This is a genomic window from Listeria sp. LM90SB2 (assembly GCF_028867355.1).
In the GTDB taxonomy this organism is placed as follows: Bacteria; Bacillota; Bacilli; order Lactobacillales; family Listeriaceae; genus Listeria; species Listeria monocytogenes_B.
In genome coordinates this window covers 1,105,248-1,130,256 of record NZ_CP046449.1, presented here as the reverse complement: position 1 = coordinate 1,130,256, position 25,009 = coordinate 1,105,248, and the positions used below count along the sequence as shown (strand labels likewise).

Sequence of the window (25,009 nt, the reverse complement as noted above, 5' to 3'; positions counted from 1 at the left end):
TGAAAATTTTGTCATCTCTTTTTTACATGCATTTAAAAGTACAGCTTGTAACTTTTGGCAATAGGATTTAAAGAATTTAAACCAACTGCTTTATACACTGCATTTGTCGCACGGCGATAATAACTTAAATAATATTGTTTCGTTTGATAATGCATTTTATCGAAAAGAACTTTTAAGAATTTCAAATAAGCCGTTCCAAATTGTTTATTTTTCTCCCAATGAGAATACTCTTTCACTGGAACTTGTATATAAAAGTAACCTAACGAAATAAGTTCACTCACAAGGCGTTTATTATTCGTTTCAAGAAAAACAGTAAGCGCATCAATTGCATCAACTGCCTCTGTTAAATCTTCCGCCATTAATTTCTTTTGAAAAATTGGACCTAGTTTGGTTCGAATCAAATAGTTAAATAAATTTTTGTCAAAATCAAGTAACTCTAAACTTAAAGAAGTATACTTGTTTTCCAAATTTCGATAATACGACCAACAATCAACCATATCATTGATCAAGTAATTATCTGGAACTTTCATTTTCTCTTCGTTTTTCTTCGTTTCTTCCAAAACACTATGTTTCCAAACCATATTGGCTTTATGAAAAATATTAATTAATTCATGCGTAATCTCTGCCTTTTCAAAGTACGCTTTCAAAAAAGCAACATTATACAAAATATATTGCCCCACTTCTTCAAGCAACATATGTGGATCACGTTCCAAATAAGTGCTAGTTGGATTCGGAATCGTTTCCTCTAAAAATTGGAGTGTATCCGTCATTTCATAACTATCTTCATTTGGCAATTTTCGTAAATGTTGTACAAAAAGAGGGTTTTGATTAAATAAATGGATATCAGCACCGACCATATTATCAGCGAAACGAGCGAGATAGTCTTGTATTTGCGAAAGAATATTTTGATCGCTTTTCGAACAAACAATAACAAAATCTGCTGATGTATTAGCAAGATTTATCTTTAGTTGCTCTAACAGATAAGGACTTCCCCATCTCTCACCAGTATCTTTCATAACGAGTTGTTCCACTACAATACTCATAAATCTTTCACTTCCTCATTTGCTTGAACAATATAGGTCTCTACAAAACGCTTCGTTGAATTACCATCTAAGCTTCCAACAAATTTCTTTTTAAAGACTTCCAGTTCGTCGTAATTATATTTTCCCGTTTTAATCGACTCAATGAGCGACGGCGTATCTTTGAAAACTTCACCAGGAATAGTTGCTTTGTAATCGAAATAAAATCCGCGTTCATCCAAATAATCATCAATATCATATGCAAAGAAATAAATTGGCTTATTCATTAAACTAAATTCAAAAATAACCGAAGAATAATCTGTAATAAGCGCATCACTAAATAACATTAAATCATTAATATCGTTATTCAACGTCAAGTCTAAAATAAATGGATCATTTTCATCCACATTAAATGAAACGTTCTTAATAACAGGGTGGAATTTTAAAATTAAAATATGTGTATCACCAAGTTCTTTTTTCAAAGCAGCAATATCAAGTACAACGCTATAATTAAAGCGTTCATTTGGCCCACCGCGGAAAGTTGGCGCATACAGCAACACTTTTTTGTCGCGAAGTTGCGGATACATTTTCATATATTTTTCTTTTGTATATGCCACATATTCTTGATCAAAAAACACATCTGTTCTAGGCACACCAATAGGTTTAATTTGATTAGCTTGTTTTCTAAAAGCTTCCATATATTCAGGAATTATGCCTTCTGAACTAACAAGAACATCTGTGTAAGGCGAATGAGCACGTGTCTCAAATTCTTCTGTATTAGCATCTGTACCTTCAAGCGCACTAAAGCCAAACTTTTTGAAAGCCCCTGTCGCATGCCATGATTGTACCACATGTGTCTTTTTATTAAATTTCAAACCATAAATTTTGTTGTAATAATCATCTAATACAATTGTTTTAGTTCGCCCTAATGCATAATACAATTGGAACATTTCAAACCAATTACGATTTTTCCGTAAAAACACATAGACTTTTTGTGGCATATCATTATAAAACAGGTAATCATAAATGGCTAATAAATTTCCTTCTAAGCTTGTACTACGTTCTGTAGCTAAAATAACTTGGTCTTTTTTGCGTGGCATCAAAGTAGCTAGTCTAAATATAATGCCTCTGCTTATTTTCCGAATTAGAATAGGCGCCTTAAATTTACGACGGATAATAAATTTAAAGGAGATTTTACGAGCGGCTCCCCAATTATTATGTTCCATAATTTGTAAAGCAGCTTTCATATGGATAGGATATGCTTTTCTAAATGCAATTTTTGCTTCTTCCCCTTGTCTCTCCCACAAATACGTAATTAGTTGGCGATAGTTTTCTTTATTGTCTCTTGTAATATAGCGAACACGTTCGATACTACTGAACAACAAGAAATATCTAAAGGAAGGAATTATATTTAGGAAGTCATCTGATTTGGTTTTTAACCAGTCTAATGTCATCGTAAAAGCAATTTGTTGGTTTTCACTTTTCTTACTTTCAATAGCCGCCCTTAAAGCGCCCCAAAGCTCAACACTAGATACTCGTTGATAATATTTTAAAGCTATTTCATATTCCGTATTATTTTTGAGTAACTCTGCTTCCCCGTAGTCAAATATTTGAAAAACAGATTTTAAAATACGAATTGGATCTTTATTTACAGATTGCGTTAATGATTGCGATTCACCATCACGTAAGCGGTAATAATAAACTACTTTTTCTACAGTATAGATATTTTCTGCTTGAAGTAAAGCATGCAAAACAAATGGTTGATCTTCACCGTAACGAATATTTTCAGGGAAAAACACACCATCTATCAAAGAATGATGATAGAGTTTCGCACAAGGACCTATCGAATAAAATAGCTCGGGATTTTTCAGTAGTGTTTTCATTCCTGGCTTGGCAATATTATATTGGATATGCATCGGAATGAACCATTCACCTTCTGAATTAAAGCGTTTCGTTGCACCTGTAATCAATTTTGAACCAGTGGATATTGCACCGTCATACATTAGTTGAAGTGTATAGTTCGGAATAATATCATCACTGTCCACAAAGCAAATATACATTCTATTCGCAAGACGCAACCCATAATTCCTAGCCGAAGCTGGTCCACCATTTGGTTGAGTATGCAACTGAAATTTTGGCTTATCTGATATATATTCTGTCACCATTTCTATTGTTTTATCCGTTGAACCATCGTCAATTAATAAAACTTCGTACATGTCAAATGTTTGCTCATGGATGCTTTCGAGCGTTTCCAGGATTACTTCCTCCACATTATATAATGGAATAATAATACTTATTCCCGCTTCTCGATTCTTATTGATGTTATTATTTGAATCACTGTTCATTTATAGACTCTCCCTAATTCAAAATATATGTCATCTATTATCTCCAGTTTTCCTTCTAAACACATAATATGTTCCTGCAAAAATAATTATAACACCCAAATCAAAAATAGCGGAGACATATTTCGGTATTATTGGTTCAGAAGCAACATGTGAGACAGTGAAGCCCATATCTTGCTTCTCTTTTTTAACACCATTAACATACAGTGCTCCATACGGATAAAGATCTACTGCATCTGGAGTATAGGTACCTAAAACTAATGGTTTTTCAGGGTTTTTATTTTCCACTTGATAGACTTCAATAACATATTCAGTTTTACCTTTTGGCTTTTCATTTACATTAATTTGGTAATTTGTAGCTTCTACAAAATCTGATCCAGCTATAACTTCATCGTAAATATCCTTCTTATTTGTCTTATCTACAACTTTCAAACGATATTTACTAGCTTCATCTGGCTCTTTTAGAACCGCTATTTGGATAGAATTGAACGGCGAATCTACATTAAACGTTTGCTTAACAATTTGTTTGCTAGTAACAGGAAGATCTATATGCGCATAACTTTGTTTTACAAGATATTTATTGATATCCTGTGACTCGCCTGCTACCGAATTTCCAATAAAAGCAAAAGCAACTGTACTTAATAAAAATACGCAGAAACTCGCGATTAAAAAGCCTTTTCTTAGCCCTTTTTTCAAATCAAATTTTTTCGTATATAAAGATTCTACTATAAATTTAAACCCATATATAGAGGACAAGATCATTAATGGCGTAATAAACATAATATAACGCTGATTTGCTTCCCAGAATAAGTGGAATAGCCAAACACCTACTAGCGAAATATTAACGAAAAAGGACATATCAAATTCCCTTTTCTTATAAAAACGTAAAGCACCTAGACAAATTAAAAACAAATTAATAATATGGAACAGCTGAGCAGGTAATTCAGTGACAACCCGTTTATCTCCAAAGAAGTAATCATAAGGAGCTGGATAATCAAGTGCAGCATTAACATACCACGTATATGCTCGCGTTCCGTCTGTCCAAGTATTTAACACCTTATTATCAAAAAGCTTTATTAAGCCAAGCGGTCCATGTTCTTCAATACGTTCTTTAATTTTTTCAATATTGGCTTCTTCTTTTTCTTCTTTTGTTTTAAATTGTGAAGTATAAGCAACATCATTGCTGTTATAACGACCGGCTGGATCGCCAAGCCCCATCATAATCCAATGTGTTTGAGGAAATTCAATGGTTGGGTCTTTCTTAAAGTCATAACTCTCTGCGATTGGTGTAAAAACAGTGCTTAAACCGAAAAAGCAAATTGCTACGATGACCGTGTTCAATAGAATTTTACGCCAATTTCTTATAAAACATAAATGAATAAGCATTGCTGGAAGTAAAATGATGATATTCGGCTTAATTTGATAACCTACTGCAAACAGCAGCCCAATAATGATGAAATACCACCATTTACTACTTTTCGTGTATAGATAATAAAATAAGGCAATCAGCGCTGTAAATGGCAGTACAAGTGTATCTGTATAGAAATACCAAATATAACCAAATAATGGCACACAGAATAAAACAATTAATAAGTAGATGTTCCCAAATTTATTACCATTTTCTTTACGAACAATCCAGTACAATACAAAAATAGTAATATTCATACAAACAAAAAGGAAAGCACTTTCTAATAAATACGTATTAGTAATACCAAGCGTCCCTCCAACAGAATATAGCCAGTATCGAATAATTGTTATAAATATATTATTAGGATACATTAAAAAATAATTCTGCGTTGTTGCATGCCCTCCATTAGAAAGCATATTCAATGCTTCTCCCTTGATAAGAAAAGCATCTGCATATGAATTCATTTGCAAGGAGAAAAGCAAATAAATTTGAGTTAATATAATCAAGCTAACCAAAAAGATGGTTATTACACCATCTCCTTTTGTATTCAATCTAGTAGAAAATTGATAGAATCCTATAAGTACTAAAAGCGCCGCAGCACTAAATAATATAAATATACTCGGATGATTAAAACTAATTTCTAGCGGTTTAAAAATGCTTATGCAAAGTAAGTAACCAAAAATAAGTATAAAAAACGCATTAAAAATATAAGCTAACCTATTCTTCACTCTCTTTACACCTATCTCTCGCTGATTTTATTTTCTTTGCATTTTGTTTCAAAAACATTCTCTTCAATAGTAAAACGAGGTCGTTCTTTTACTTGTTTAAAGATTTTTCCAATGTATTCACCTAGAACACCAATACCAATTAATTGAATTCCGCCAATTAACCACAAGGAAACAATTAAAGATGTCCAACCAGGTACAACAGCACCAATGATTTTTTGAACAATGGCATAAATCCCCATTACTACGCCTATCATAAAAATAACAGATCCAAGGACTAATAATAATCGAATGGGTGCAACACTGAAAGATGTAATTCCATCCACAGCAAATAAAACCATTTTCTTAAGTGGATATTTTGATTCTCCTGCAAATCTCTCATTTCGATTGTAAAATACTTTCGTAGATTTGAAACCTAATAATGGTACAATGCCTCGAATAAACATGTTTTCTTCTTTATAACGTAAGAATTCTGTTAATGCACGCTTGCTAAGCAGTCGATAGTCCGCATGATTTGGAACCATATTAACTCCTAGTTTGCTCATAATTCTATAGAAAGCTAACGCTGAATTTCTTTTGAAGTAAGTGTCAGTGTCACGTTTATCTCGTACGCCATAAACGACATCGTAACCTTCATGATATTTTTCTATAAACTCAATAATCGCATTCACATCATCTTGTAAATCAGCATCAATAGACACGACACAATCTGAATATGCATGTGCTTCTGTTAAGCCAGCAAGTAAAGCTCCTTGATGTCCATAATTCCGACTTAATTTTAGTCCAGATACATGTTCATTTGATTCTGAGTATTGCTGTATAAGTTCCCAAGTTCTATCTTTACTTCCATCATCTACAAACATAATTTGACTTTTGTCACTGATTGATTCACTCATCACTAATTTTTCTATAATATTTGTTAGTTGTGTAACACTCTCGCTCAGAACTTCTTCTTCATTATAACAAGGTACCACAACTGTTAAAAATGGCTTTTCCACTCTCACTACAACCCCTTATTGATATGCTATTCTATAAAATTCAGTATCTACAGCATATCTTATTTACAACAGTTTATCAACTATCTATGTAAAAATAATCAAGTATACAGCCAATATAGACCTCTTTCCAATAGCAAAAACCCTCCAAATTATAGAAACTTTTGCCAAGTATGATTTATCGCCTTTAACCATAATATGGAGACCTCTTTAATTCAATTAATTATTGTAGGGAATTTTATCAATATATGCTAAAATATACAATATGATAATAAAAATTTTAAGGAGTTAAAGATGAAATTTTATATTAAGGAAATTCAGCTAACAGATTCTAACACATGGAAATTACAAGGCTTCTCAGAAGGAAAAATCAATAGTATCCAAGCATACTACAACGAAATCCGAGAATATAAGCACCCTGAACAAAAGTTGAATATTGCTTTTACTCAAGATAAAAATTCATTCACAGCTACTATTTCTGTTGATGAACTTGCTAGTCTTTCTCTACCAAATAACCAGACTGTGTGGAAATTCAAAGTAAATAATGATTATCCATATACACATTTAATCACAGATGGGCCAATTATAAATAAACCCTTCCAACCAGAGAACTCGCTTTACAAATACCATTTTGATTTTCCTGAAGGTATTTTAACACTTGTCAGTAAACCTATAGAACTACTAGCTTCGATAGAGGAGTACAAATTAGATTCTGATGTGATGTCTGGTTCTATTAAAATCAAGTCGCCACTTCCAAGTAACCAATTTAATGCAAAGCTAATTTTCAAACGTAGACCTACACCAAGCTTTTATTTATTTCACGAGCAACAACAATCATTTGATTTAGGGCTTATTACTGAAAATATCGTTAATTTCTCTATTCCCACCAAAGATTTATCTACAGCTTTCTTAGTAGACAATACAAATATACTAGATGCCATAATCGAAGTATCATCTAGTCATAACAAAACAGGCTTATCTGCATTCATATCCATTGATGCAGATATGAAGCCAGCTATTCCTAGAGAAATTAAAATAGCAGCGCCACTTTTTGCAACTCTGCGCTCCTATATTACAGGCTCTAACAGATTATCATTCTATTTCAAAAAAAATATTCAGGGGTTAGTGAGTCTGAGTCAATTAAAAGAAACTAAAAAAGATTTGACACTGCAATTCAAATTAGAAAACAGTATCTCTGAAGGTCAAATAGTAGCTAAACGTGCAGATAAAAAAGCGAATACATTTGAATATAATGTAGAACAAGTATGGCCTTTAAAGAAAGGGATTACTAAATATACTGCTCAAATTAATAAAAATGAATTCTTATCCGGACCAATCAATAGAGCTGATGCGACATGGGATTTCTTCCTTCGTTCGGCAAACATGCCAGATTTACCTATTTTAGCGCCAAATACTATTGACTTTAGTTCTTCGGGATTTTTCAATGTTGCTAATAACGAATTTATGGCGCAATTAACAAGAAACGACTCCAATAATTTAGCTTGTCTTACAGCCGTTGCTCCTAAAATCAAACAAGATATAACAAAAATAGCTGTAATGGGAACTTGTTTTAGCCGAAATGCTTTTAACTCATCTCCATTCTTTAATCCAGATTATAAAGCTTTTTTTGAATGCAGTTTTACGCAGTTTCATTCTTCTATAATTAGTATAATGACCGAACCCGCTAACTTAATTAATCTAGATAAGTATACTGATATTAAAAAAAGCGAGAAACCTTTTATAGAAGATGATTGGAAAAAAGATTTCTTTACTAACCTGAAAAATTCTGACGCTGATTATTTCTTAATTGACCTATATCCTGATGTTATTCGACCAGTTATTTGGTTAAATAATAATTCAGCTATTACATTATCTTATGTTATAGAACAAAGCCAATTACTTAATGACATTTCTTACGAGAGAATTTTAGATCATATTGATAATGAAACCTACTTCAATGAGTGGAAAGGCTATGCTGATCAATTTATCGAAAAACTTACAGAAATAATTCCTACTGATCGGGTTATTTTAAACCTAGGTGGATTTACAACGTCTTATTATGATGAAGATGGAGAAGTCGCAACTTACAAAAACAAAATGGCCATCGAAAAGAATAATTACTTCTGGGAACGTTTAAATAATTATTTCTTATCTAAATTGCCTGAAGCAAAAGTAATCGACTTTTCGAAAAAAGGCTATATAGGTGATTTCAACTATCCATTTGGGCATTCCTTTTCTCACTTCGAATCCCCTTATTATAAAGACTTCTTGAAGGAACTTATTTACATCACTAAATCTTAATCTATAATCATATAAAAACAGAGTGAGAAATCTCACTCTGTTTTTATATGATTATTTTTAGTCTATTTAACGTTTGTAAAAGCTCGTTTATCTACCCAACCAACTATTTTACCATTTACACTCATTTGATAGTAAGTTGCACGTGTAGTCTTAGCCTCGCGTATCAACTGTACTGTCTTGTTAGCATAAGCAGTTGCTTGTCCTACATTTTTTGTGCCAATAACTCTATACGGCTCTGTCCAAATGCCATTACCTGGCGCGTTGCTAAGTAATCCAGTCATATTAATCGCTTTATTGTACTCAATAGAATCATATACATCAAAAGCTTTTTTATCTAACCAACCGATTACTTTGCCGTTTACGCTAAATTCGTAGTAAGTTCCTCTACTTGTTTGCGCTTCTCGAGTTATTTTAGTTGCTTTATCTTTATATGTGGCTGCTGAAGTAACTAATTTAACACCCTTACTCTTATATGGAGCAGTCCAAACTGCGTTGCCTGTCACATTTTCCACTACAGCATCTAAGTTAACCGCTTTGTTGTAATTAATATTGTCATATACATCGAAAGCTTTTTTATCTAACCAGCCAATGACTTTACCATCAACACTAAACTCGTAATATGTTCCTCTACTTGTTTGCGCTTCACGAGTTATTTTTGTTGCCTTGCCTTTATAGGTTGCTGCTGAAGTAACAAGTTTAACACCTTTACTCTTATAAGGAGCCGTCCAAACTGCATTACCTGTCACATTTTCCACTACAGCATCTAAATTAACCGCTTTGTTGTAATTAATATTGTCATATACATCGAAAGCTTTTTTATCTAACCAGCCGATTACTTTGCCACCAGATTTAAATTGGTAGTAAGTTCCTTTTGGCGTTTTTGCTTCACGGACGACTTCCACTTCTTTATTCAAGTAAGTTTCCGCTGGTCCGATTAATTTTGTACCAACTGTACGGTAAGGTTCTGTCCATACAGCATTACCCTTCACATTTTTTACTACTGCGTCAATAGCAACTGTTTTATTGTATTCCTCTTGATCATACAGTGTAATAGCGTTTCTATCTAACCAACCAATTGCTTTCCCATCGATACTGATATTGTAATAAGTACCATGTTGAGTTTCGATTTGTTGGCTGATTTTCACATCTTTATTTGCATATTTCGTAGCCTGCGCCACAGAAGTTGTTCCTTCAAGTTTGTACGCTTTAGTCCAAATACCATTTCCGGTTGGATTAGTAATTTGTCCGTCAAGGTTCACATTTTTACTTGAAATAATGGAATCATACGGATAGATAGTGAGAGCTCGTTTATCAATCCAACCAATAGTCTTATTATTTATGCTAAATTGGTAATAAGTACCTTTAGCAGTTTGTGCTTCGCGTAAAAGTTTAATTTCTTGTTGTGCGTAAGTTGTTGCATTCGTAACAAATTCTCTTCCATAAACATTGTATGGTTTAGACCAGATACCGTTACTTACTGGGCTAGTAATTTTAGCACGTCCGACATTTACTTTATCATAATTGACACTATCATAAATAGTTAATGCTTTGCCATCTACCCAACCAACTACTTTACCATTATATTTAAATTGATAGTACGTACCTCTCTTTGTTGTAGCAACAGATACTAAATCGATATCCTTGTTAGCGTATGTGCTAGCTGGACTAACAGATTGCACTCCTTTTACTTTATACGGTAAAGTCCATACACCATTTCCAGTCGGACTTGTAACAGTTGCTTTTCCGGAAGTGGATTTTTGAGTAAGAATTTTGTCGTATAAAACATCATATTTGGCTAAATCATAATTCTCAATTACTTGAATTAAGCTAGCACCATATGTAGGAGAGGTTGCATATCCAGCTTTTTGAAGCTCCATTGCAGCTACTTTATAATCCGTTGCGTCGACAACTTTCTTATATAAGTCTTTATTCCAAGAAGTTCCGTTCACTAATAAAAGAGTATGGTCAGTGACAGATTCATTCCAGCTAGGGTATTTGCGGAATTCAGCATCAATTTTAATCCACTCACCGTTCACATATTCAGAAGTTGTCATGATAACTGATTGTCCATTATATTTCCCTTTTATACCAAATAAATTATATCCTTGTGTAGCAAGTCCACTTTTTCCCCAACCAGATTCTAGAATTGCTTGAGCTAAAGTTATACTAGATAACAGATGATATTTTTCTTGAGATGCCTGGGCAGCAGGTGCTATTTTGTCGATAAATGCTTGTTGCGATGCTGTCGTTGCAGCTTCAACCTCTTTAACAAAGGAATTTTCTCCAGTTAATGAATCTTGTAATTGTCCGCCAACAGTTGTCAAACCGTACATTGGAACAACTAGCATCGGAATCATTACAATTTTCATCCACTTTTTATTTATCATTATTCTCCAACCACTCCTTAATTTGTTTATTGTCCTAATTTTACCAAACTTTATGCCTCCGTAAGTTACAAATTTATTACAAAAAAAATAAATGGTATTATAACAACAAATTTGTTAAACATTTAGACAAAATTTTTATTTCATTTTATGATAAAATGCTTTACTTCTTCAATTTTAAATAAAAACTTCCAAAAGATAGATAACTTTTGGAAGTTTTTTACAGTTAATTCAATTTTAAATCGTAATTATCAACATGTACTACTTTTTCAATTTGTGTTGTGGATTCTTCACTAATTAAGCCTTTAAAAGATTTCCCTGTCGCCACTAGTGTTCCAAATAGTATCGTTAATGCAATTAGCACAGTTAAAAATATTTTATCAAAAAGAGTTAGCCTGTATTTATTGGCATTAGGATTAGGATAGATTTTTTTCTGAGGAGCTTTTTGATTTTCCTTATGCTCTTTTTGATATTTTTTCTTATAATCATTTGGTTGTTTGTTAAACCATTTTACAAACTCATCATATTTTTGAGCAACTTCTTGTGCTGTACCCATCTCTCTTATTTCACCGTGATGCATCCAAATAATTCTGTCACACAAACTTTTTACTTGTCCAAGTGAGTGACTGACAAAAACAATAGTTTTGCCACGCGCTTTAAATTCATTAATCTTATCAACGCATTTCTCATAAAAAGTCTGGTCACCCACTGATAAGGCTTCATCAATAACTAAAATATCAGGATTGGTATGCACCGAAATTGCAAAACCTAAACGAGAACGCATCCCGCTTGAATAGTTTTTAATTGGTTGATTAATAAAATCACCTATATCAGCGAATTCGATAATACTTGGCATCAACTTGTTAATTTGAGAACTTTTCATTCCATGCATGAGTAATTTCAAGCGAATATTTTCATAACCCGTCAGCGGACCTTTTAGTCCCACTGCAATGGCAATTAAAGAAGTTTCTCCGTTGATAATGACTTCTCCTTGTGTCGGAGGAATAACACCTGACATAATACTCGATATAGTTGACTTACCAGAACCATTGATCCCAATAAGTCCTACTGTTTCACCATCATGAATATCAAAAGATACGTCTCGCAACGCCCAAAAGGATTGCATTTTTTGACTTTTCGGCATGAACAAGCCTTTGATCTTATCAGATTTATTTTGATAGAGGTCATATTCTTTCGACACATGTTTAAATGATACTTTTATATTTTTACCCATCTGTCTAACCTCCTATAAATAATCCACGAAGCGTTCGCGGAATTTCATGTGTAGTGTCGCACCAACAAATAGTAATGTTAGCGTGATTAACCAGAAATACATCGTGTATGATGGAGATTCCCAGAAGCCTTTATTCATTAAGAATGTCTCTCTAAAGCCGTTTACCACATAGTAAATCGGATTTAGTTTGAGTAAATCTACTAGCCATTGCGGCAACATTGTTTCTAAATTCCAAACAATCCCTGTTACGTAAAAAAGTACACGCATGACAGATTGCAGCATAATATAATAGTCTCTTACTAAAACGCTAATTGTTGCATTAAATAAAGTAACACTGAAGAGAAAAGCAATCATGGCTACAAAATAATACAAGTACTGACCCCAATAGATTGTAATAGGAGTTCCATTAATTGCGAGCAAGCCTAGCAAAATTACCATCATAGTAAAATAACTTGTTAAATTAGAGACAATCGTGATATTAGGTAAAATACTCATTGGGAAATTCATTTTTGAAACCATGCCTATTTTATTATAAATACTATTCGCACCTTGCAAAATAACTGCACTAATAAAGAACCAAGGAATAATCCCCGCTAGCATCCATTCAATATAACTTGCATCCGATCCAGATTTTGCATTCATCCCAAATCCAAACACAAAATAATAAATAGCAATTTGTATTAATGGATTTAAAATCTGCCATGCTAGTCCTAAATAATGGCTTTGGTATGTAGCCTTATCTTCATAGCGCGCAATGCGAAATATCATTGGTAAATTTTTTATTTGTTCTTTAATAACTTCCATAACCTGTTTCACAAAAACACTTCTTCCCGAAAAATAATATGGTTTTAATAACCAGATTCAGCTCACTATTCTTTTATAGGCAACTCCTCCACTTAAAACCACAGACACCTTGTTTGTATTATTTGTCGTCTCGGTTGCCATATTCTTGCTGTTTATGCATGATCTTCTAAGTGTATATAGCTCTGCTTATTTGGCAAATTATTTTACTAATACGGTTTAGTAAAAAATCCACCCTATGTTAAATTACCTTAAAAGTCATTTTTTGTAAAGCTTCATCTGCAATTATCGAAGAATTAGTTTTCAAGAACAGCCTGAATATCTGCTGCCCCTTCAAGCAATCTTGGTCCTGGACGACTTAATTTATTGGCATCCATTTCATAGATTTTATCGTTTTTAACCGCTGGAATATCTTTCCATGCTGCACGTTTTTGGATAGTTGCTTTGGCATCTGGATAGACAGATAAAATGATATCCGGTTGCAGTTCTACTACTTTTTCTTCGTTGTAAGGAATGAACCCTGATTCTGTTACAATATTAGTTCCACCAGCAAGTTCTAACATTTCATTCATAAATGTTCCTTTTCCTGCTGTGTATAAGTCTGGACTAATTTCAATCCATACTTTTGGGGATGTTTTTAATTCTTTCGCTTTCTTTTCAATAGCTATTTTTTGTTTCTCCATTGAATCGGTCACTTTTGTAGCTTCTTTTTCTGTTCCTGTTAGATCACCAATGGTAGCAATCGATTTTTCTACTTCCTTTAAGTTTGTTGCGTCTGGAACTACAAACACGTTAATTCCCGCATCTGTAAGTATTTTATAAGCGTCTTTTTCTGTTGCAAGCATCGATTCGTGTCCAAGAACTAAATCAGGCTTAAGAGCAATAATTTTTTCTGTATCAACTGAAGTAGAAGTCACTTTCTCTATTTTCTGAGCTTCTTTTGGATAATCATCATATGCCGATACTCCTTTTACTTCATCACCAAGTCCTAGTGCAAATAAAATTTCTGTATTACTTGGAATTAATGAAACAATTTTAGTTGGAGCTTTTTTCAGTGTAATTGTTTCACCAGTTGCATCTTTCACTTTGATTTCTTCTGTTTGCTTTGTTGTCTCTTTTACTTCCGTATTCCCGCATGCAGTTAAAATAGCAAGCAATAAAACTACGGCAATTCCTTTAAACCATTTCATATGTATGTTCTCCTTTTTTCAGAAAAAACAGGCGGGAAATCTAACACTAATAAATCTGGAAAAACGTCTTTATTCTCACGTTTAACTTATCGATTTTTAAAGTTCTTCACTTTAAATTAGCGTCATATTCCCACCCGTTAGTCATTTATGTTTTTAAATTCTGTTTACTTCAATTAAAAGATCACCAGATTCGATAGTATCGCCGTCAGAAACATAAATGCTGCTAACTTCTCCATCGAAAGGCGCTTGAATCGTTGTTTCCATTTTCATTGCTTCTGTGATTAGTAGTGGATCACCTTTTTTCACAGAGTCGCCTTTTTTAACAACTACTTGAATGACTGAACCTGTCATTGTAGCTCCAACATGTTCAGGGTTAGTTGTATCAATCTTACGGCGTGCAATAACAGTGGATTGAACGTTCATATCTTGGATGTTAATCTCACGTGGTTGTCCATTTAATTCAAAATAGATAACACGTGTGCCATCCGCAATTGGTTCACCAATAGAATTTAGCTTGATTAAAAGGATTTTTCCTTTTTCAAGTTCTACTTCGATTGTTTCCCCTAAACGCATTCCTTTATAGAATGTTGGTGTATCAAGGACTGTTACATCACCATATTTATTAATCATTTCTTGATAATCTAAGAACACTTTTGGATACAAAATATAGGAAATGACATCTTTTTCAGTTGGTTCATAACCCATTTTTTCTTTTAATTCTGCTTTGACTTCAACAAAGTTAACTGGTTCCATTAAAGCGCCTGGACGATCTGTAAGTGGTGTACGTCCTTTGAGTACTAGTTTTTGAAGTTTTTCTGGGAAGCCGCCGTATGGTTGACCAATTTCCCCCATAAAGAATTCGATAACGGAATCTGGGAAATCAATGGTATCGCCTTTTTCGTATACATCTTCTTCGGATAATTCATTTTGAACCATAAATAGTGCTAAGTCTCCAACAACTTTGGAAGAAGGTGTTACTTTAACGATATCACCAAACATTTGATTAACCACTGTATACATTTCTTTCACTTCGTCCCAACGATCGCCAAGTCCAACTGCAATGGCTTGTTGTTGAAGGTTAGTATATTGACCACCTGGCATTTCATGAATGTATACTTCTGTTTGAGGTGAATTAAGTGCATTGTCAAAGTCTTTGTAATAGTGACGAACATCTTCCCAGTAATGATTAATGATTTGGGAATTTTGAGCGTCTAAATTCGTTTGACGATTACCATTCACTAATCCGTAATAAAGACCAGTCATACTTGGTTGGCTTGTAGCCCCACTCATTGCGCTTGATGCCACGTCCACAATGTCAACGCCAGCACTGACAGCTGCTGCGTAAGTATAAATACCGTTGCCGCTTGTGTCATGCGTGTGAAGGTGGATTGGAACATCTACTGTATCTTTTAATTCGCCAATCAAACGGTATGCCGCTTGTGGTTTTAAAAGCCCAGCCATATCTTTGATTCCTAGGATATGCGTGCCTTGAGCAACGAGCTCTTTCGCCATATCTTTATAGTAATCTATGGTATATTTCGTTCTTGTGTCATCATCGATATCTCCTGTATAGCAGATAGCAGCCTCTACGATCTTCCCTGCTTCACGAACAGCATCAATGGACACTTCCATGCCTTTGATCCAGTTTAAGCTGTCAAACACGCGGAATACATCCACACCGGATTGTGCTGATTGCTTAACGAATTCACGGATAACATTGTCAGGATAGTTTTTATACCCAACTGCATTAGCTCCGCGAAGTAACATTTGGAACATCACGTTTGGAATTTGTTTTCTAAGTGTCTCTAGGCGCACCCAAGGATCTTCATTTAGGAAACGATATGCCACGTCAAAAGTCGCGCCACCCCACATTTCAAAGGAAAACATGTTTGGTAATAAATGAGCCATCGCATCTGCTATTTGGAAAATGTCTTTCGAGCGAACACGTGTTGCAAGTAAAGATTGGTGCGCATCCCGAAGTGTAGTGTCTGTTAAGAGCACTTCTTCTTGTTTTTTCACCCAGTCTACAACGCCTTCTGGACCTTTTGCATCCAAAATTTGTTTTGTACCTGGAGAGATTTGCGAACCATACGGAATTTTTGGCAAGCGTGGTTCTGCATATACAGGTTTATCACGGTGCTTAATTCCTGGGAAACCATTAACCGTTACATTACCAATATAACGCAACGTTTTTGTACCACGGTCGCGAATATGTGGGAATTTAAATAGTTCCGGTGTTGTATCAATAAAGCTTGTATTATAATTACCACTTGCAAAATCCGGATGACGAACAACATTTAATAAGAAAGGAATGTTCGTTTTGACACCACGGATACGGAATTCAATTAAGTTACGACGCATTTTGCGCGTTGCTTGTTCGAATGTCATTCCCCAAGTACATAATTTTACAAGTAAGGAATCATAAAATGGTGTTACTACTGTTCCTTGGAAGCCGTTACCAGCATCCAACCGAACTCCAAACCCACCTGTAGAGCGATACGTATCTACTCGACCAGTATCTGGCATAAAGTTATTAAGTGGATCTTCCGTTGTAATACGGCTTTGAATAGCAGAACCGTGAATATGGATATCCTCTTGCTTAGGAATAGCTACTAGTTGGTCGTGAAGCGCGTAACCATCTGCAATGAATAGTTGTGATTGAACAATATCAATCCCTGTAATCATTTCAGTAATTGTATGCTCCACTTGGACACGAGGATTTACTTCGATAAAGTAGAAATCATCGCCTTCCACTAAAAATTCAACTGTTCCAGCATTAATGTAATCAACATTTTTCATTAATTTTACTGCAGCATCACAGATACGGTTACGTAGTTCAGAAGTAATCGCATTACATGGCGCTACCTCTACTACTTTTTGATGACGACGTTGGATAGAACAATCACGTTCAAATAAATGAACGATGTTGCCATGGGTGTCACCAAGAATTTGTACTTCGATATGTTTCGGATTCATCACGCATTTTTCTACGTATACTTCATCGTTCCCAAATGCCGCTTTTGCTTCTGAGGATGCACGTTCAAAGCTTTCTTTGACATGTTCTTTTGATTCTACGACACGCATACCACGACCGCCGCCTCCAAGAGAAGCTTTAATCATTAATGGGTAACCGTTTTTCTCACCAAATTCTTCTACTTCTTTAATACCAGCCACGGGTCCATTACTTCCCGGAATTACTGGAATATCAGCTAATAGAGCTTGTTCTTTTGCTTTGATTTTATCACCAAACATATCTAGGTGTTTTGATTTAGGACCAACGAAAATAATGCCTTCTTGCTCACAACGACGAGCAAATTCAATGTTTTCGGACAAGAAACCATATCCCGGATGAATCGCGTCTGCACCAGATTCTTTAGCAATCTCTATTATGTTTTCGATATCTAGATACGCATCAATAGGCTTTTTCCCTGCTCCAACCAGATAAGCTTCATCTGATTTATACCGGTGAAAACTTCCGGTATCTTCTTGTGAATAAATAGCCACTGTTTTGATTTTGAGTTCAGTACACGCACGCATAACACGGATAGCAATTTCTCCGCGGTTTGCTACTAATACTTTTTTAATTCGATTCATTTTTTTCCTCCTAACCAACACTGATCTGTTCTATACTTTATACATAGCCTCCAACGGTTGAAATGATTATGTACACTTATATGATAATCCCCTTTTTTTAGGCTGTAAAACGGTATATAACTTCAATTATAGTATTAAATACCATCAGATGTAAATTATTTTCTTTCTAAATATTTAAAACAATATCGAAAACACGAATAAACTGGCTATAAAACGCCAAAAACATGCGGTAAAGCAAAAAAAGAAAAAGCTAATTAATTAGCTTTTTCTTCATAATTTAACGTCTTTTTTGTTTCTTTGGTAACTCTCTCGTGGAACCATCTGCTTTATAAACACGTTGGTATTTAGTGAACATTGAAATATTCGCTACGATACCAAGCATCATCGAGAGCACCATTAAGGAAGATCCACCATAACTAATAAATGGCAGCGTTACACCAGTAAGCGGAATCAAACCACTAGCTCCACCAAGATTAATAAATGCTTGAATCGCAATCAGACTAGCAATCCCGTAGCACATTAAGGAGGCAAATGGATCCTTCGCCCTGAGTCCGGTCGTGATAGTTTTAAAGATAATGAAGAACAGTGCCAAAATAATAAACATCACACCGAACACACCTAATTCTTCTGCAACAACGGCAATAATAAAATCGGTGTGTGCTTCCGGCAAGTAACCAAGTTTTTGAACGCTTTCGCCAAGCCCTTGTCCAGAAACACCACCTGAGCCAATCGCATAGAAGGAATTAATTAACTGGTGCCCTTCTTTATCCGCATACTCAAAAGGGTTCATAAAAGTCGTAATACGAGCTACTTTCGTTGGAGAAACAATTTCATTCCTCACACTATCCGGTAGTGCGAATAAGATGAGCGTGAGTCCAATAATAATACCCATACCAATCCCAATTAATTTCATAATCGTTCGAAGTCGCATTCCAGAAGTGATAATAATACAACAACCAACTAAGAAAATAATAAAAGCTGTCCCAGTATCTGGCTGAATGGCAATCAAGAAACATACAAATGCTAAAAAGAATATGGGCGGTAAAACACCACGGTTAAAATCATCAATGTAACTTTGTTTCTTCGCATAGATGGCAGACATGTAAATAATTACGGCTAATTTAGCAAATTCTCCTGGTTGAAGAGAACGTGGCCCTAAAACAAGCCAACTGTTCGCATTATTTACCGTTTTACCCACTAAGAAAATCAGTAATAAGACACCGATGGATCCAAATACAATTAACATTAACACTTTATTATTTTGATAAAATTTAAATGGCAAAAGAGCAAAAAGAATAAAGAAAATAAAACTAATTATAAAGTTCTTTACTTGACGAGCATAAAAATAATCTGCCGGTAAGCCTTTACCAATTGCTAAAGACCAGCTGGCACTATAGATCATAATAAGCCCAAATAAACATAGCACGATAAATACCGCTATAAATGCATAATCATAAGATTTTAAAATTCGTTTAAACATCGGCATCGTCCAATCCCTGAGAAGTTACTATCCCATCTTGTTTTCTATTCTTCCTATTATAAAGGAAAAGACCTCCAAATGAAAAGAAGAATCGCCTCCTTCTTTTGGCTCATTTTTTAATCTTTCGCTGGCAAACAAAAAAAGATGTCAGAAAAAATCAGACATCTTTTCAATTGATTCATTATTTTTTACTCATGGACAGTTCATGTAAAGTGGACAATTCTTTTTCCAGTGTAGACATTAGTTTCTTGCCTTCTTCTGGTTCAATTAGTCCTAGGCGGGTTGCAAAGTTAATTTCACGTGATAAACCATACATTTGTGTATCAAGAACTTCCTCATATGCTGGACATTGCGGTAATGTTAGATTATCCATTTGAACTTTAATCAACTGTAAGATTCGTTTTGCGTCTTGCTTTAAAAGCTCCACTGCCTCTTCTCTGTGATCTATCTTTTTATTTGCCATCACAGAACCCCCTATCATACGCCAAAAGTAGCGCTTTATTTTCATCTCAAGGAAAAACCTTAAGTAAAAGTTAATACTAGATAGTACTAGTATAGCATAATTTATTTACCACGCAAGCACGATCTAATTAAAATTTTTGAAAAATTCACTTTTACTCGCCTTTTTCGATAATCATGCTATAATACTTGTGTGAGGTGAAGACAAATTGAACGCAAAATGTATCTTGTGCGAGCGTGTAGATGAGCTAGACAATCGCGAATTTAAAACAAAACAATTACGTAATAAACCTATTAGAATGTATCTATGTCCTGAATGTGAACATCGAGTAGCTATTAACACTATCAGTCGCGTTAATTCTGGTCATTTCAATTTTCATAAACCAGTAGTAATGTCGAATAGTGAGTTAAAGAATTTAATAGAAAGTGCTGGAAAATAGAGAAAATCCGCCCTTTATCGGGCGGATTTTTTTATTTTACTGGGAATGAGGCAACTACATCATCGCCTGCATTAGCTTCAGAAACACTTGCATCAAATTTATCAGGATTTGGAACACCTATTTTTGAGTCAGCTGCTAAATCATTGTACACAGCTTCTGTCATTGTAAATGTAAGAAGCCCACGAGCTGTTTTTCCAGCGGTGAAAATATTTGGATCTGCTTTACTTCCTATAAGATGAAAATTAGAAGGAACAAAATTATCTAAGCTTCCTCCTACAAATTCATTTGCTCCTATAAGTGTAATTTGGTCTGCTTTGTACATTTTATCTTTTGCAGAAGTATTTTTAATGGAAATGTCTAAAGTGATTACATAGCCGTTTTTATTTGCTAAATAGCTTTCTGGATTACTTGCACTAACTGCTTTATTCGCACCAACAACATGCTCTACTTTATATTGATTCACTTCAATCGTTAAATTTTCAAAGATTTTTTCGAATGATGGGGCACTCGACAAATACGTTGTTGTTACAGTTCCACCAAGAACAGAAGATACATTGGAAGTTTTGAAGCCTGTACTAGATAACGAAAAAGCCGGTGTAGTTGGACTATTGCTTTTATCTGTTGCACTACTATTATTTTTGGCCGGTGCGTTTTTCTCTACATCTGAGCTTCCTTTTGTGACTACACCTTTATCATCCGTTACGGAATCTTTTGTTGTCGCTTCTTTGGTTGTTGTTTCTTTTTTCTCTGTGTCAATTGCTTTCTTAGGTGTAGATGTGGCTTTTTTAGCTGTTGTTTTGCTTTCATTGTTGTCTTTTGCAGAGTTTCCGCTTGCATAAACACCGATTACAACTCCTCCGATAAGAAGTACCACTAATACTGCAAGAATAATTATACGTTTTTTCATCATACTAACCACCTTTTCTACTTACTTCTAATATACCAAATAGCTTTTCATATTACAATAGTGTTACAAACACATTATTTTATTCCCTTTTCCAGCAAATTAAAGCATAAAAAAACCAAATAGTTTTTAAAGGATATTCCTACCACTTAAAAACCATTTGGCCGATTCAAATATATATTATTCAGCAGTTTTTGAACGTTTTGCTGCTTTTTCACGTTCGTTTTTGTTTAGGATTTTTTTACGTAAACGGATGGATTCTGGTGTTACTTCACAGTATTCATCTTCGTTTAGGAATTCTAATGATTCTTCTAGTGATAAATGACGAGGTTTTTTGATTACGTTTGTTTGGTCTTTGTTAGCAGAACGAATGTTAGTCATTTGTTTTGCTTTCACAATGTTTACAGCGATATCGCCTTCACGATTGTTTTCCCCAACGATCATACCTTCGTAAATATCCGTACCAGGTTCTATAAAAATAGTACCACGGTCTTCTACTTGCATTGTTCCGTAAGTAGTAGATTTACCTGTTTCCATGGATACAAGAACACCACGACTACGTCCGCCAACGCGTCCTTTTTGGATTGGTTGGTAGCTATCGAATGTGTGGTTGATAATACCATAACCACGAGTCATTGAAAGGAAATCAGTTGTATAACCGATTAAGCCACGAGCTGGAACCATGAATTGTAAACGAACTTGGCCGTTACCGTCGTTAATCATGTTTTTCATTTCGCCTTTACGTTGGCTAATAGATTCAATAACAGAACCCATGAATTCTTCTGGAGTATCAATTTGAACATCTTCTACTGGTTCACATTTCACGCCATCAATTTCACGGATGATTACTTCTGGTTTAGAAACTTGTAATTCATAACCTTCGCGACGCATTGTTTCGATCAGAATGGATAAATGAAGCTCACCACGACCAGAAACTACCCAAGCGTCTGGAGAAGCTGTTGGTTCAACGCGTAAAGATACATCCGTTTGAAGTTCTGCAAGTAAGCGTTCTTCAATTTTACGGCTTGTTACGTGTTTACCTTCACGGCCTGCGAAAGGACTGTTATTTGTAACAAAAGTCATTTGCAATGTTGGCTCATCAATACGTAAAAGTGGAAGTGCTTCTTGGTGATCGAAAGGTGTTACTGTTTCACCAACGAAAATGTCTTCCATTCCCGCAAGTGCTACTAAGTCACCCGCTTTTGCTTCTTTAATTTCGTCACGTTTTAGTCCGAAGAAACCGAACATTTTCGTTACACGGAATTGTTTTACTGTGCCATCAAGTTTAATTAAAGCAACTGTTTGTCCCACGTGCATTGTTCCACGGAATACGCGGCCAATACCGATACGACCAACATAGTCATTATAATCAAGTAATGATACTTGGAATTGTAATGGTTCGTCGCTATTATCAACTGGAGCCGGGATATGTTCGATAATTGTGTCTAAAAGTGGTTTCATTGTTTCTTTTTGTTCTGCTGGATCAGAATCATAGCTTGAAGTTCCGTTGATTGCAGAAGCATAAACAACTGGGAATTCTAATTGATCGTCGTTCGCACCTAATTCGATGAATAATTCTAATACTTCATCAACAACTTCTTCTGGGCGAGCAAAATCACGGTCAATTTTGTTTACTACAACGATCGGTGTTAAGTTTTGTTCTAGTGCTTTTTTTAGTACAAAACGTGTTTGAGGCATAGTACCTTCATACGCGTCCACTACTAAAAGAACACCATCTACCATTTTCATGATACGTTCTACTTCTCCACCGAAATCGGCGTGTCCAGGTGTATCCATGATGTTTACACGTGTATCTTCATACTTAATCGCTGTATTTTTCGCTAAAATTGTAATACCGCGTTCTCTTTCTAAATCATTGTTGTCCATTGCGCGTTCTGCAACTGTTTCATTGTCGCGGAATGTGCCTGACTGGCGTAGTAATTGGTCTACTAGAGTTGTTTTACCATGGTCAACGTGGGCAATAATTGCTACATTACGAATATCATTTCTTAAATTCAATCTTGTTTCCTCCTAAATTAAAAATCCAAACATTTATCGTGAAGATTAGCCAAAAGAAAGAGGAAAATAGATTTATTTTCCTCCGTCGCTATCGTCTCGTTTAAATCAACTTACCTATTATAGCATAGCTGAGCGGATTTGGCACGATTTTTATTTTCTGAAAACAAGTTTTTTTATGTTGAGCGCTTTCTTTAAGGCAGGTAGTTATCTAATAAGGTTTGATGGATTTTTGGCGATGCTACAATAGAACTTCCTTTTTCTAACATATTGATTTTTTCACCATTAATCCGTGTCACTTTCCCGCCTAATTCTTCGACGATAATTTTTCCAGCAGCTATATCCCACGGGGCTAAATTAGCAGAAAGATAGGCTCCCGCTCGTCCAGTAGCAACATCCATATATTCCAGTGAAGCTGCTCCGTGTAATCGTAATCCTCTAGAAGCTTTTACCGCCTCCCACATGGTTGGGAATTTTCTTGTCACGCTCAAATTAGCAATTAATAGCGTATCTTTTAGGTCTATTGCTGGGTCAAGTTTAGGGATAGTTCTGCCGTTTACTGTAGCACCTTTTCCTTTTTCTCCAAAATACAGCTCATCACGTGCAACGTCATAAATATAAGCAAGCTGCCCTATTCCATCTTCATAAACTGCAAGTGAAATCGCAAAATCGCGTTGCTGTTCAACAAAATTCAATGTCCCGTCAATTGGGTCAAGAATCCAAACCACTCCATCTAAATCTGTTACATCTGACGCCATTCCTTCTTCACCAAATAAACGATGGTCAGGAAAATGGTCTTTAATTTGTTGAACAAAAAAAGCTTCGGTTTCTTTATCCATATTCGTCACTAAATCATTTCGACCGGATTTGACATCAATGTCTAGTGTTTCTTTGAAAGATTGTTTAATTTTCGCTGCGGCTTCCATGATCCATAACCTTGCTAAATAATCTATTTTTTCGCTGTCCATAAACACACCTCTTCGCACTCTTTTTGTTTATTTTATCACAAAAATGAATTATCTGAATAGAACAAGATTCTTTCACTTAGAACTTAACTTCCGTATAATGAAACTATATGCAAAATTAGGAGGAAAACAGATGACTTTTAAAGGATTTAGTAAGAAAGATTTTAAAACAATGCAAATTCCTGGGCTTGAAGCACGTATGAACGGAATTCAAACGGATATCCAACCAAAATTCAGAGCTGTTGGGGAAGAATTGACTACTTATTTAAGTGCCAAGCTTGGCGATGAAATGTTTTTACATATTGCTCGTCACCAAAGACGTTCAGTTAACCCACCCGAAAGCACTTGGCTGGCCATTTGCCATGATAAACGTGGATATAAAAAGCACCCTCATTTCCAAGTGGGTCTATTCGATAATTATTTATTCATTTGGCTCGCTTTTATTTATGAAAATGAAGAAAGCGCGAAAATCGCCAATCGCTTCTTGAAAGAAAAGAAATTATTGGCTGATTTACCGGATAACTTTGCCATTTCTCCAGATCACACAGAGGAAAAGACGTATCCGGTACACGACGGACAACTAAAGGCCACGCTTGAACGATTCCGTGATGTGAAAAAAGGAGAATTCTTAGTTGGGAAAATTTATCTACCAGATGATAGCCATTTATCCCCAGGGAAAGACTTCATTAAAGAGGCAGAAATGGTCCTTGACGAGCTAATTCCGCTCTATAAGGCTTCCCTTCAATAAAAGA

The 25,009-nt window shown here is 35.0% G+C and carries 17 protein-coding genes; 3 read left to right on the top strand and 14 right to left on the bottom strand.

Annotated elements, in window-relative coordinates:
• Window positions 1-32: 32 nt before the first annotated feature.
• From GL301_RS05545 to GL301_RS05530, 4 genes are read right to left on the bottom strand one after another with little or no spacing between them, the layout of a single operon-like run.
• On the bottom strand, window positions 33-1,043 hold the full coding sequence (locus GL301_RS05545) for a hypothetical protein (protein WP_003724624.1): 1,011 nt from the start codon (window positions 1,041-1,043) through the stop codon (window positions 33-35).
• A complete protein-coding gene (locus GL301_RS05540) occupies window positions 1,040-3,364 on the bottom strand; it encodes a bifunctional glycosyltransferase/CDP-glycerol:glycerophosphate glycerophosphotransferase (protein ID WP_048666892.1) in 2,325 nt (774 codons plus the stop codon). Before GL301_RS05540 ends, GL301_RS05545 begins: the two co-directional genes overlap by 4 nt.
• A gap of 30 nt (window positions 3,365-3,394) precedes the next feature.
• Entirely contained in the window at window positions 3,395-5,497 is a 2,103-nt protein-coding gene (locus tag GL301_RS05535) for a glycosyltransferase family 39 protein (RefSeq protein ID WP_010958841.1), read from the bottom strand.
• 11 nt (window positions 5,498-5,508) lie between these two features.
• Window positions 5,509-6,492, bottom strand: coding sequence for a glycosyltransferase family 2 protein (locus GL301_RS05530; RefSeq protein WP_003724621.1), 984 nt, complete (start codon window positions 6,490-6,492; stop codon window positions 5,509-5,511).
• A gap of 291 nt (window positions 6,493-6,783) precedes the next feature.
• Here GL301_RS05530 and GL301_RS05525 point away from each other — a divergent pair, with 291 nt between their 5' ends.
• On the top strand, window positions 6,784-8,790 hold the full coding sequence (locus tag GL301_RS05525) for a DUF6270 domain-containing protein (RefSeq protein WP_003724620.1): 2,007 nt from the start codon (window positions 6,784-6,786) through the stop codon (window positions 8,788-8,790).
• A gap of 62 nt (window positions 8,791-8,852) precedes the next feature.
• Here the strand turns inward: GL301_RS05525 and GL301_RS05520 are convergent, their stop codons facing one another.
• The 7 genes from GL301_RS05520 to GL301_RS05490 form a co-directional block, all read right to left on the bottom strand.
• Window positions 8,853-11,177 carry a GW domain-containing glycosaminoglycan-binding protein gene (locus tag GL301_RS05520; RefSeq protein WP_003743853.1) on the bottom strand — a complete coding sequence of 775 codons (2,325 nt, stop codon included), beginning with the start codon at window positions 11,175-11,177 and terminating at the stop codon, window positions 8,853-8,855.
• Window positions 11,178-11,400: 223 nt separating this feature from the next.
• Complete coding sequence (gene tagH / locus GL301_RS05515) at window positions 11,401-12,408, bottom strand: teichoic acids export ABC transporter ATP-binding subunit TagH (protein ID WP_003726883.1); 1,008 nt, start codon at window positions 12,406-12,408, stop codon at window positions 11,401-11,403.
• 12 nt (window positions 12,409-12,420) lie between these two features.
• A complete protein-coding gene (locus GL301_RS05510) occupies window positions 12,421-13,224 on the bottom strand; it encodes an ABC transporter permease (RefSeq protein WP_003736234.1) in 804 nt (267 codons plus the stop codon).
• A gap of 281 nt (window positions 13,225-13,505) precedes the next feature.
• Window positions 13,506-14,399, bottom strand: a complete 894-nt coding sequence (locus GL301_RS05505; protein ID WP_003734744.1) for an ABC transporter substrate-binding protein — start codon at window positions 14,397-14,399, stop codon at window positions 13,506-13,508.
• Window positions 14,400-14,552: 153 nt separating this feature from the next.
• Window positions 14,553-17,993, bottom strand: a complete 3,441-nt coding sequence (locus GL301_RS05500) for a pyruvate carboxylase (RefSeq protein WP_003731550.1) — start codon at window positions 17,991-17,993, stop codon at window positions 14,553-14,555.
• A 277-nt stretch (window positions 17,994-18,270) separates the two neighbouring features.
• Window positions 18,271-19,473 (bottom strand): FtsW/RodA/SpoVE family cell cycle protein, encoded by a 1,203-nt coding sequence (locus GL301_RS05495; RefSeq protein ID WP_003727014.1) that lies wholly within the window; start codon window positions 19,471-19,473, stop codon window positions 18,271-18,273.
• 181 nt (window positions 19,474-19,654) lie between these two features.
• On the bottom strand, window positions 19,655-19,936 hold the full coding sequence (locus GL301_RS05490) for an Fpa/YlaN family protein (protein WP_003725573.1): 282 nt from the start codon (window positions 19,934-19,936) through the stop codon (window positions 19,655-19,657).
• Between the two features lie 205 nt (window positions 19,937-20,141).
• On the opposite strand from GL301_RS05490, the gene GL301_RS05485 reads away from it, so the two are divergent.
• Entirely contained in the window at window positions 20,142-20,372 is a 231-nt protein-coding gene (locus tag GL301_RS05485) for a YlaI family protein (protein ID WP_003734828.1), read from the top strand.
• A gap of 31 nt (window positions 20,373-20,403) precedes the next feature.
• Here the strand turns inward: GL301_RS05485 and GL301_RS05480 are convergent, their stop codons facing one another.
• From GL301_RS05480 to GL301_RS05470, 3 genes are all read right to left on the bottom strand, one after another.
• Window positions 20,404-21,279: a DUF5068 domain-containing protein gene (locus GL301_RS05480; RefSeq protein ID WP_003725572.1), complete on the bottom strand. Its 876-nt coding sequence runs from the start codon at window positions 21,277-21,279 to the stop codon at window positions 20,404-20,406.
• A gap of 177 nt (window positions 21,280-21,456) precedes the next feature.
• Window positions 21,457-23,295, bottom strand: a complete 1,839-nt coding sequence (gene typA / locus GL301_RS05475; RefSeq protein ID WP_003722695.1) for a translational GTPase TypA — start codon at window positions 23,293-23,295, stop codon at window positions 21,457-21,459.
• Between the two features lie 191 nt (window positions 23,296-23,486).
• Window positions 23,487-24,260, bottom strand: a complete 774-nt coding sequence (locus tag GL301_RS05470) for an inositol monophosphatase family protein (protein WP_003725571.1) — start codon at window positions 24,258-24,260, stop codon at window positions 23,487-23,489.
• 130 nt (window positions 24,261-24,390) lie between these two features.
• On the opposite strand from GL301_RS05470, the gene GL301_RS05465 reads away from it, so the two are divergent.
• Window positions 24,391-25,005, top strand: a complete 615-nt coding sequence (locus GL301_RS05465) for a YktB family protein (RefSeq protein WP_003725570.1) — start codon at window positions 24,391-24,393, stop codon at window positions 25,003-25,005.
• Window positions 25,006-25,009 lie beyond the last annotated feature (4 nt).

What these genes read in the sequence shown, in the direction of transcription:
- GL301_RS05540 (WP_048666892.1), bottom strand. Translation starts at nt 3,364, where the DNA reads ATGAACAGTGATTCAAATAATAACATCAATAAGAATCGAGAAGCGGGA.
- GL301_RS05545 (WP_003724624.1), bottom strand. Translation starts at nt 1,043, where the DNA reads ATGAGTATTGTAGTGGAACAACTCGTTATGAAAGATACTGGTGAGAGA.
- GL301_RS05520 (WP_003743853.1), bottom strand. Translation starts at nt 11,177, where the DNA reads ATGATAAATAAAAAGTGGATGAAAATTGTAATGATTCCGATGCTAGTT.
- GL301_RS05465 (WP_003725570.1), top strand. Translation starts at nt 24,391, where the DNA reads ATGACTTTTAAAGGATTTAGTAAGAAAGATTTTAAAACAATGCAAATT.
- GL301_RS05495 (WP_003727014.1), bottom strand. Translation starts at nt 19,473, where the DNA reads ATGTTTAAACGAATTTTAAAATCTTATGATTATGCATTTATAGCGGTA.
- GL301_RS05480 (WP_003725572.1), bottom strand. Translation starts at nt 21,279, where the DNA reads ATGAAAAAACGTATAATTATTCTTGCAGTATTAGTGGTACTTCTTATC.
- GL301_RS05490 (WP_003725573.1), bottom strand. Translation starts at nt 19,936, where the DNA reads ATGGCAAATAAAAAGATAGATCACAGAGAAGAGGCAGTGGAGCTTTTA.
- GL301_RS05470 (WP_003725571.1), bottom strand. Translation starts at nt 24,260, where the DNA reads ATGGACAGCGAAAAAATAGATTATTTAGCAAGGTTATGGATCATGGAA.
- GL301_RS05505 (WP_003734744.1), bottom strand. Translation starts at nt 14,399, where the DNA reads ATGAAATGGTTTAAAGGAATTGCCGTAGTTTTATTGCTTGCTATTTTA.
- GL301_RS05500 (WP_003731550.1), bottom strand. Translation starts at nt 17,993, where the DNA reads ATGAATCGAATTAAAAAAGTATTAGTAGCAAACCGCGGAGAAATTGCT.
- GL301_RS05525 (WP_003724620.1), top strand. Translation starts at nt 6,784, where the DNA reads ATGAAATTTTATATTAAGGAAATTCAGCTAACAGATTCTAACACATGG.
- tagH (WP_003726883.1), bottom strand. Translation starts at nt 12,408, where the DNA reads ATGGGTAAAAATATAAAAGTATCATTTAAACATGTGTCGAAAGAATAT.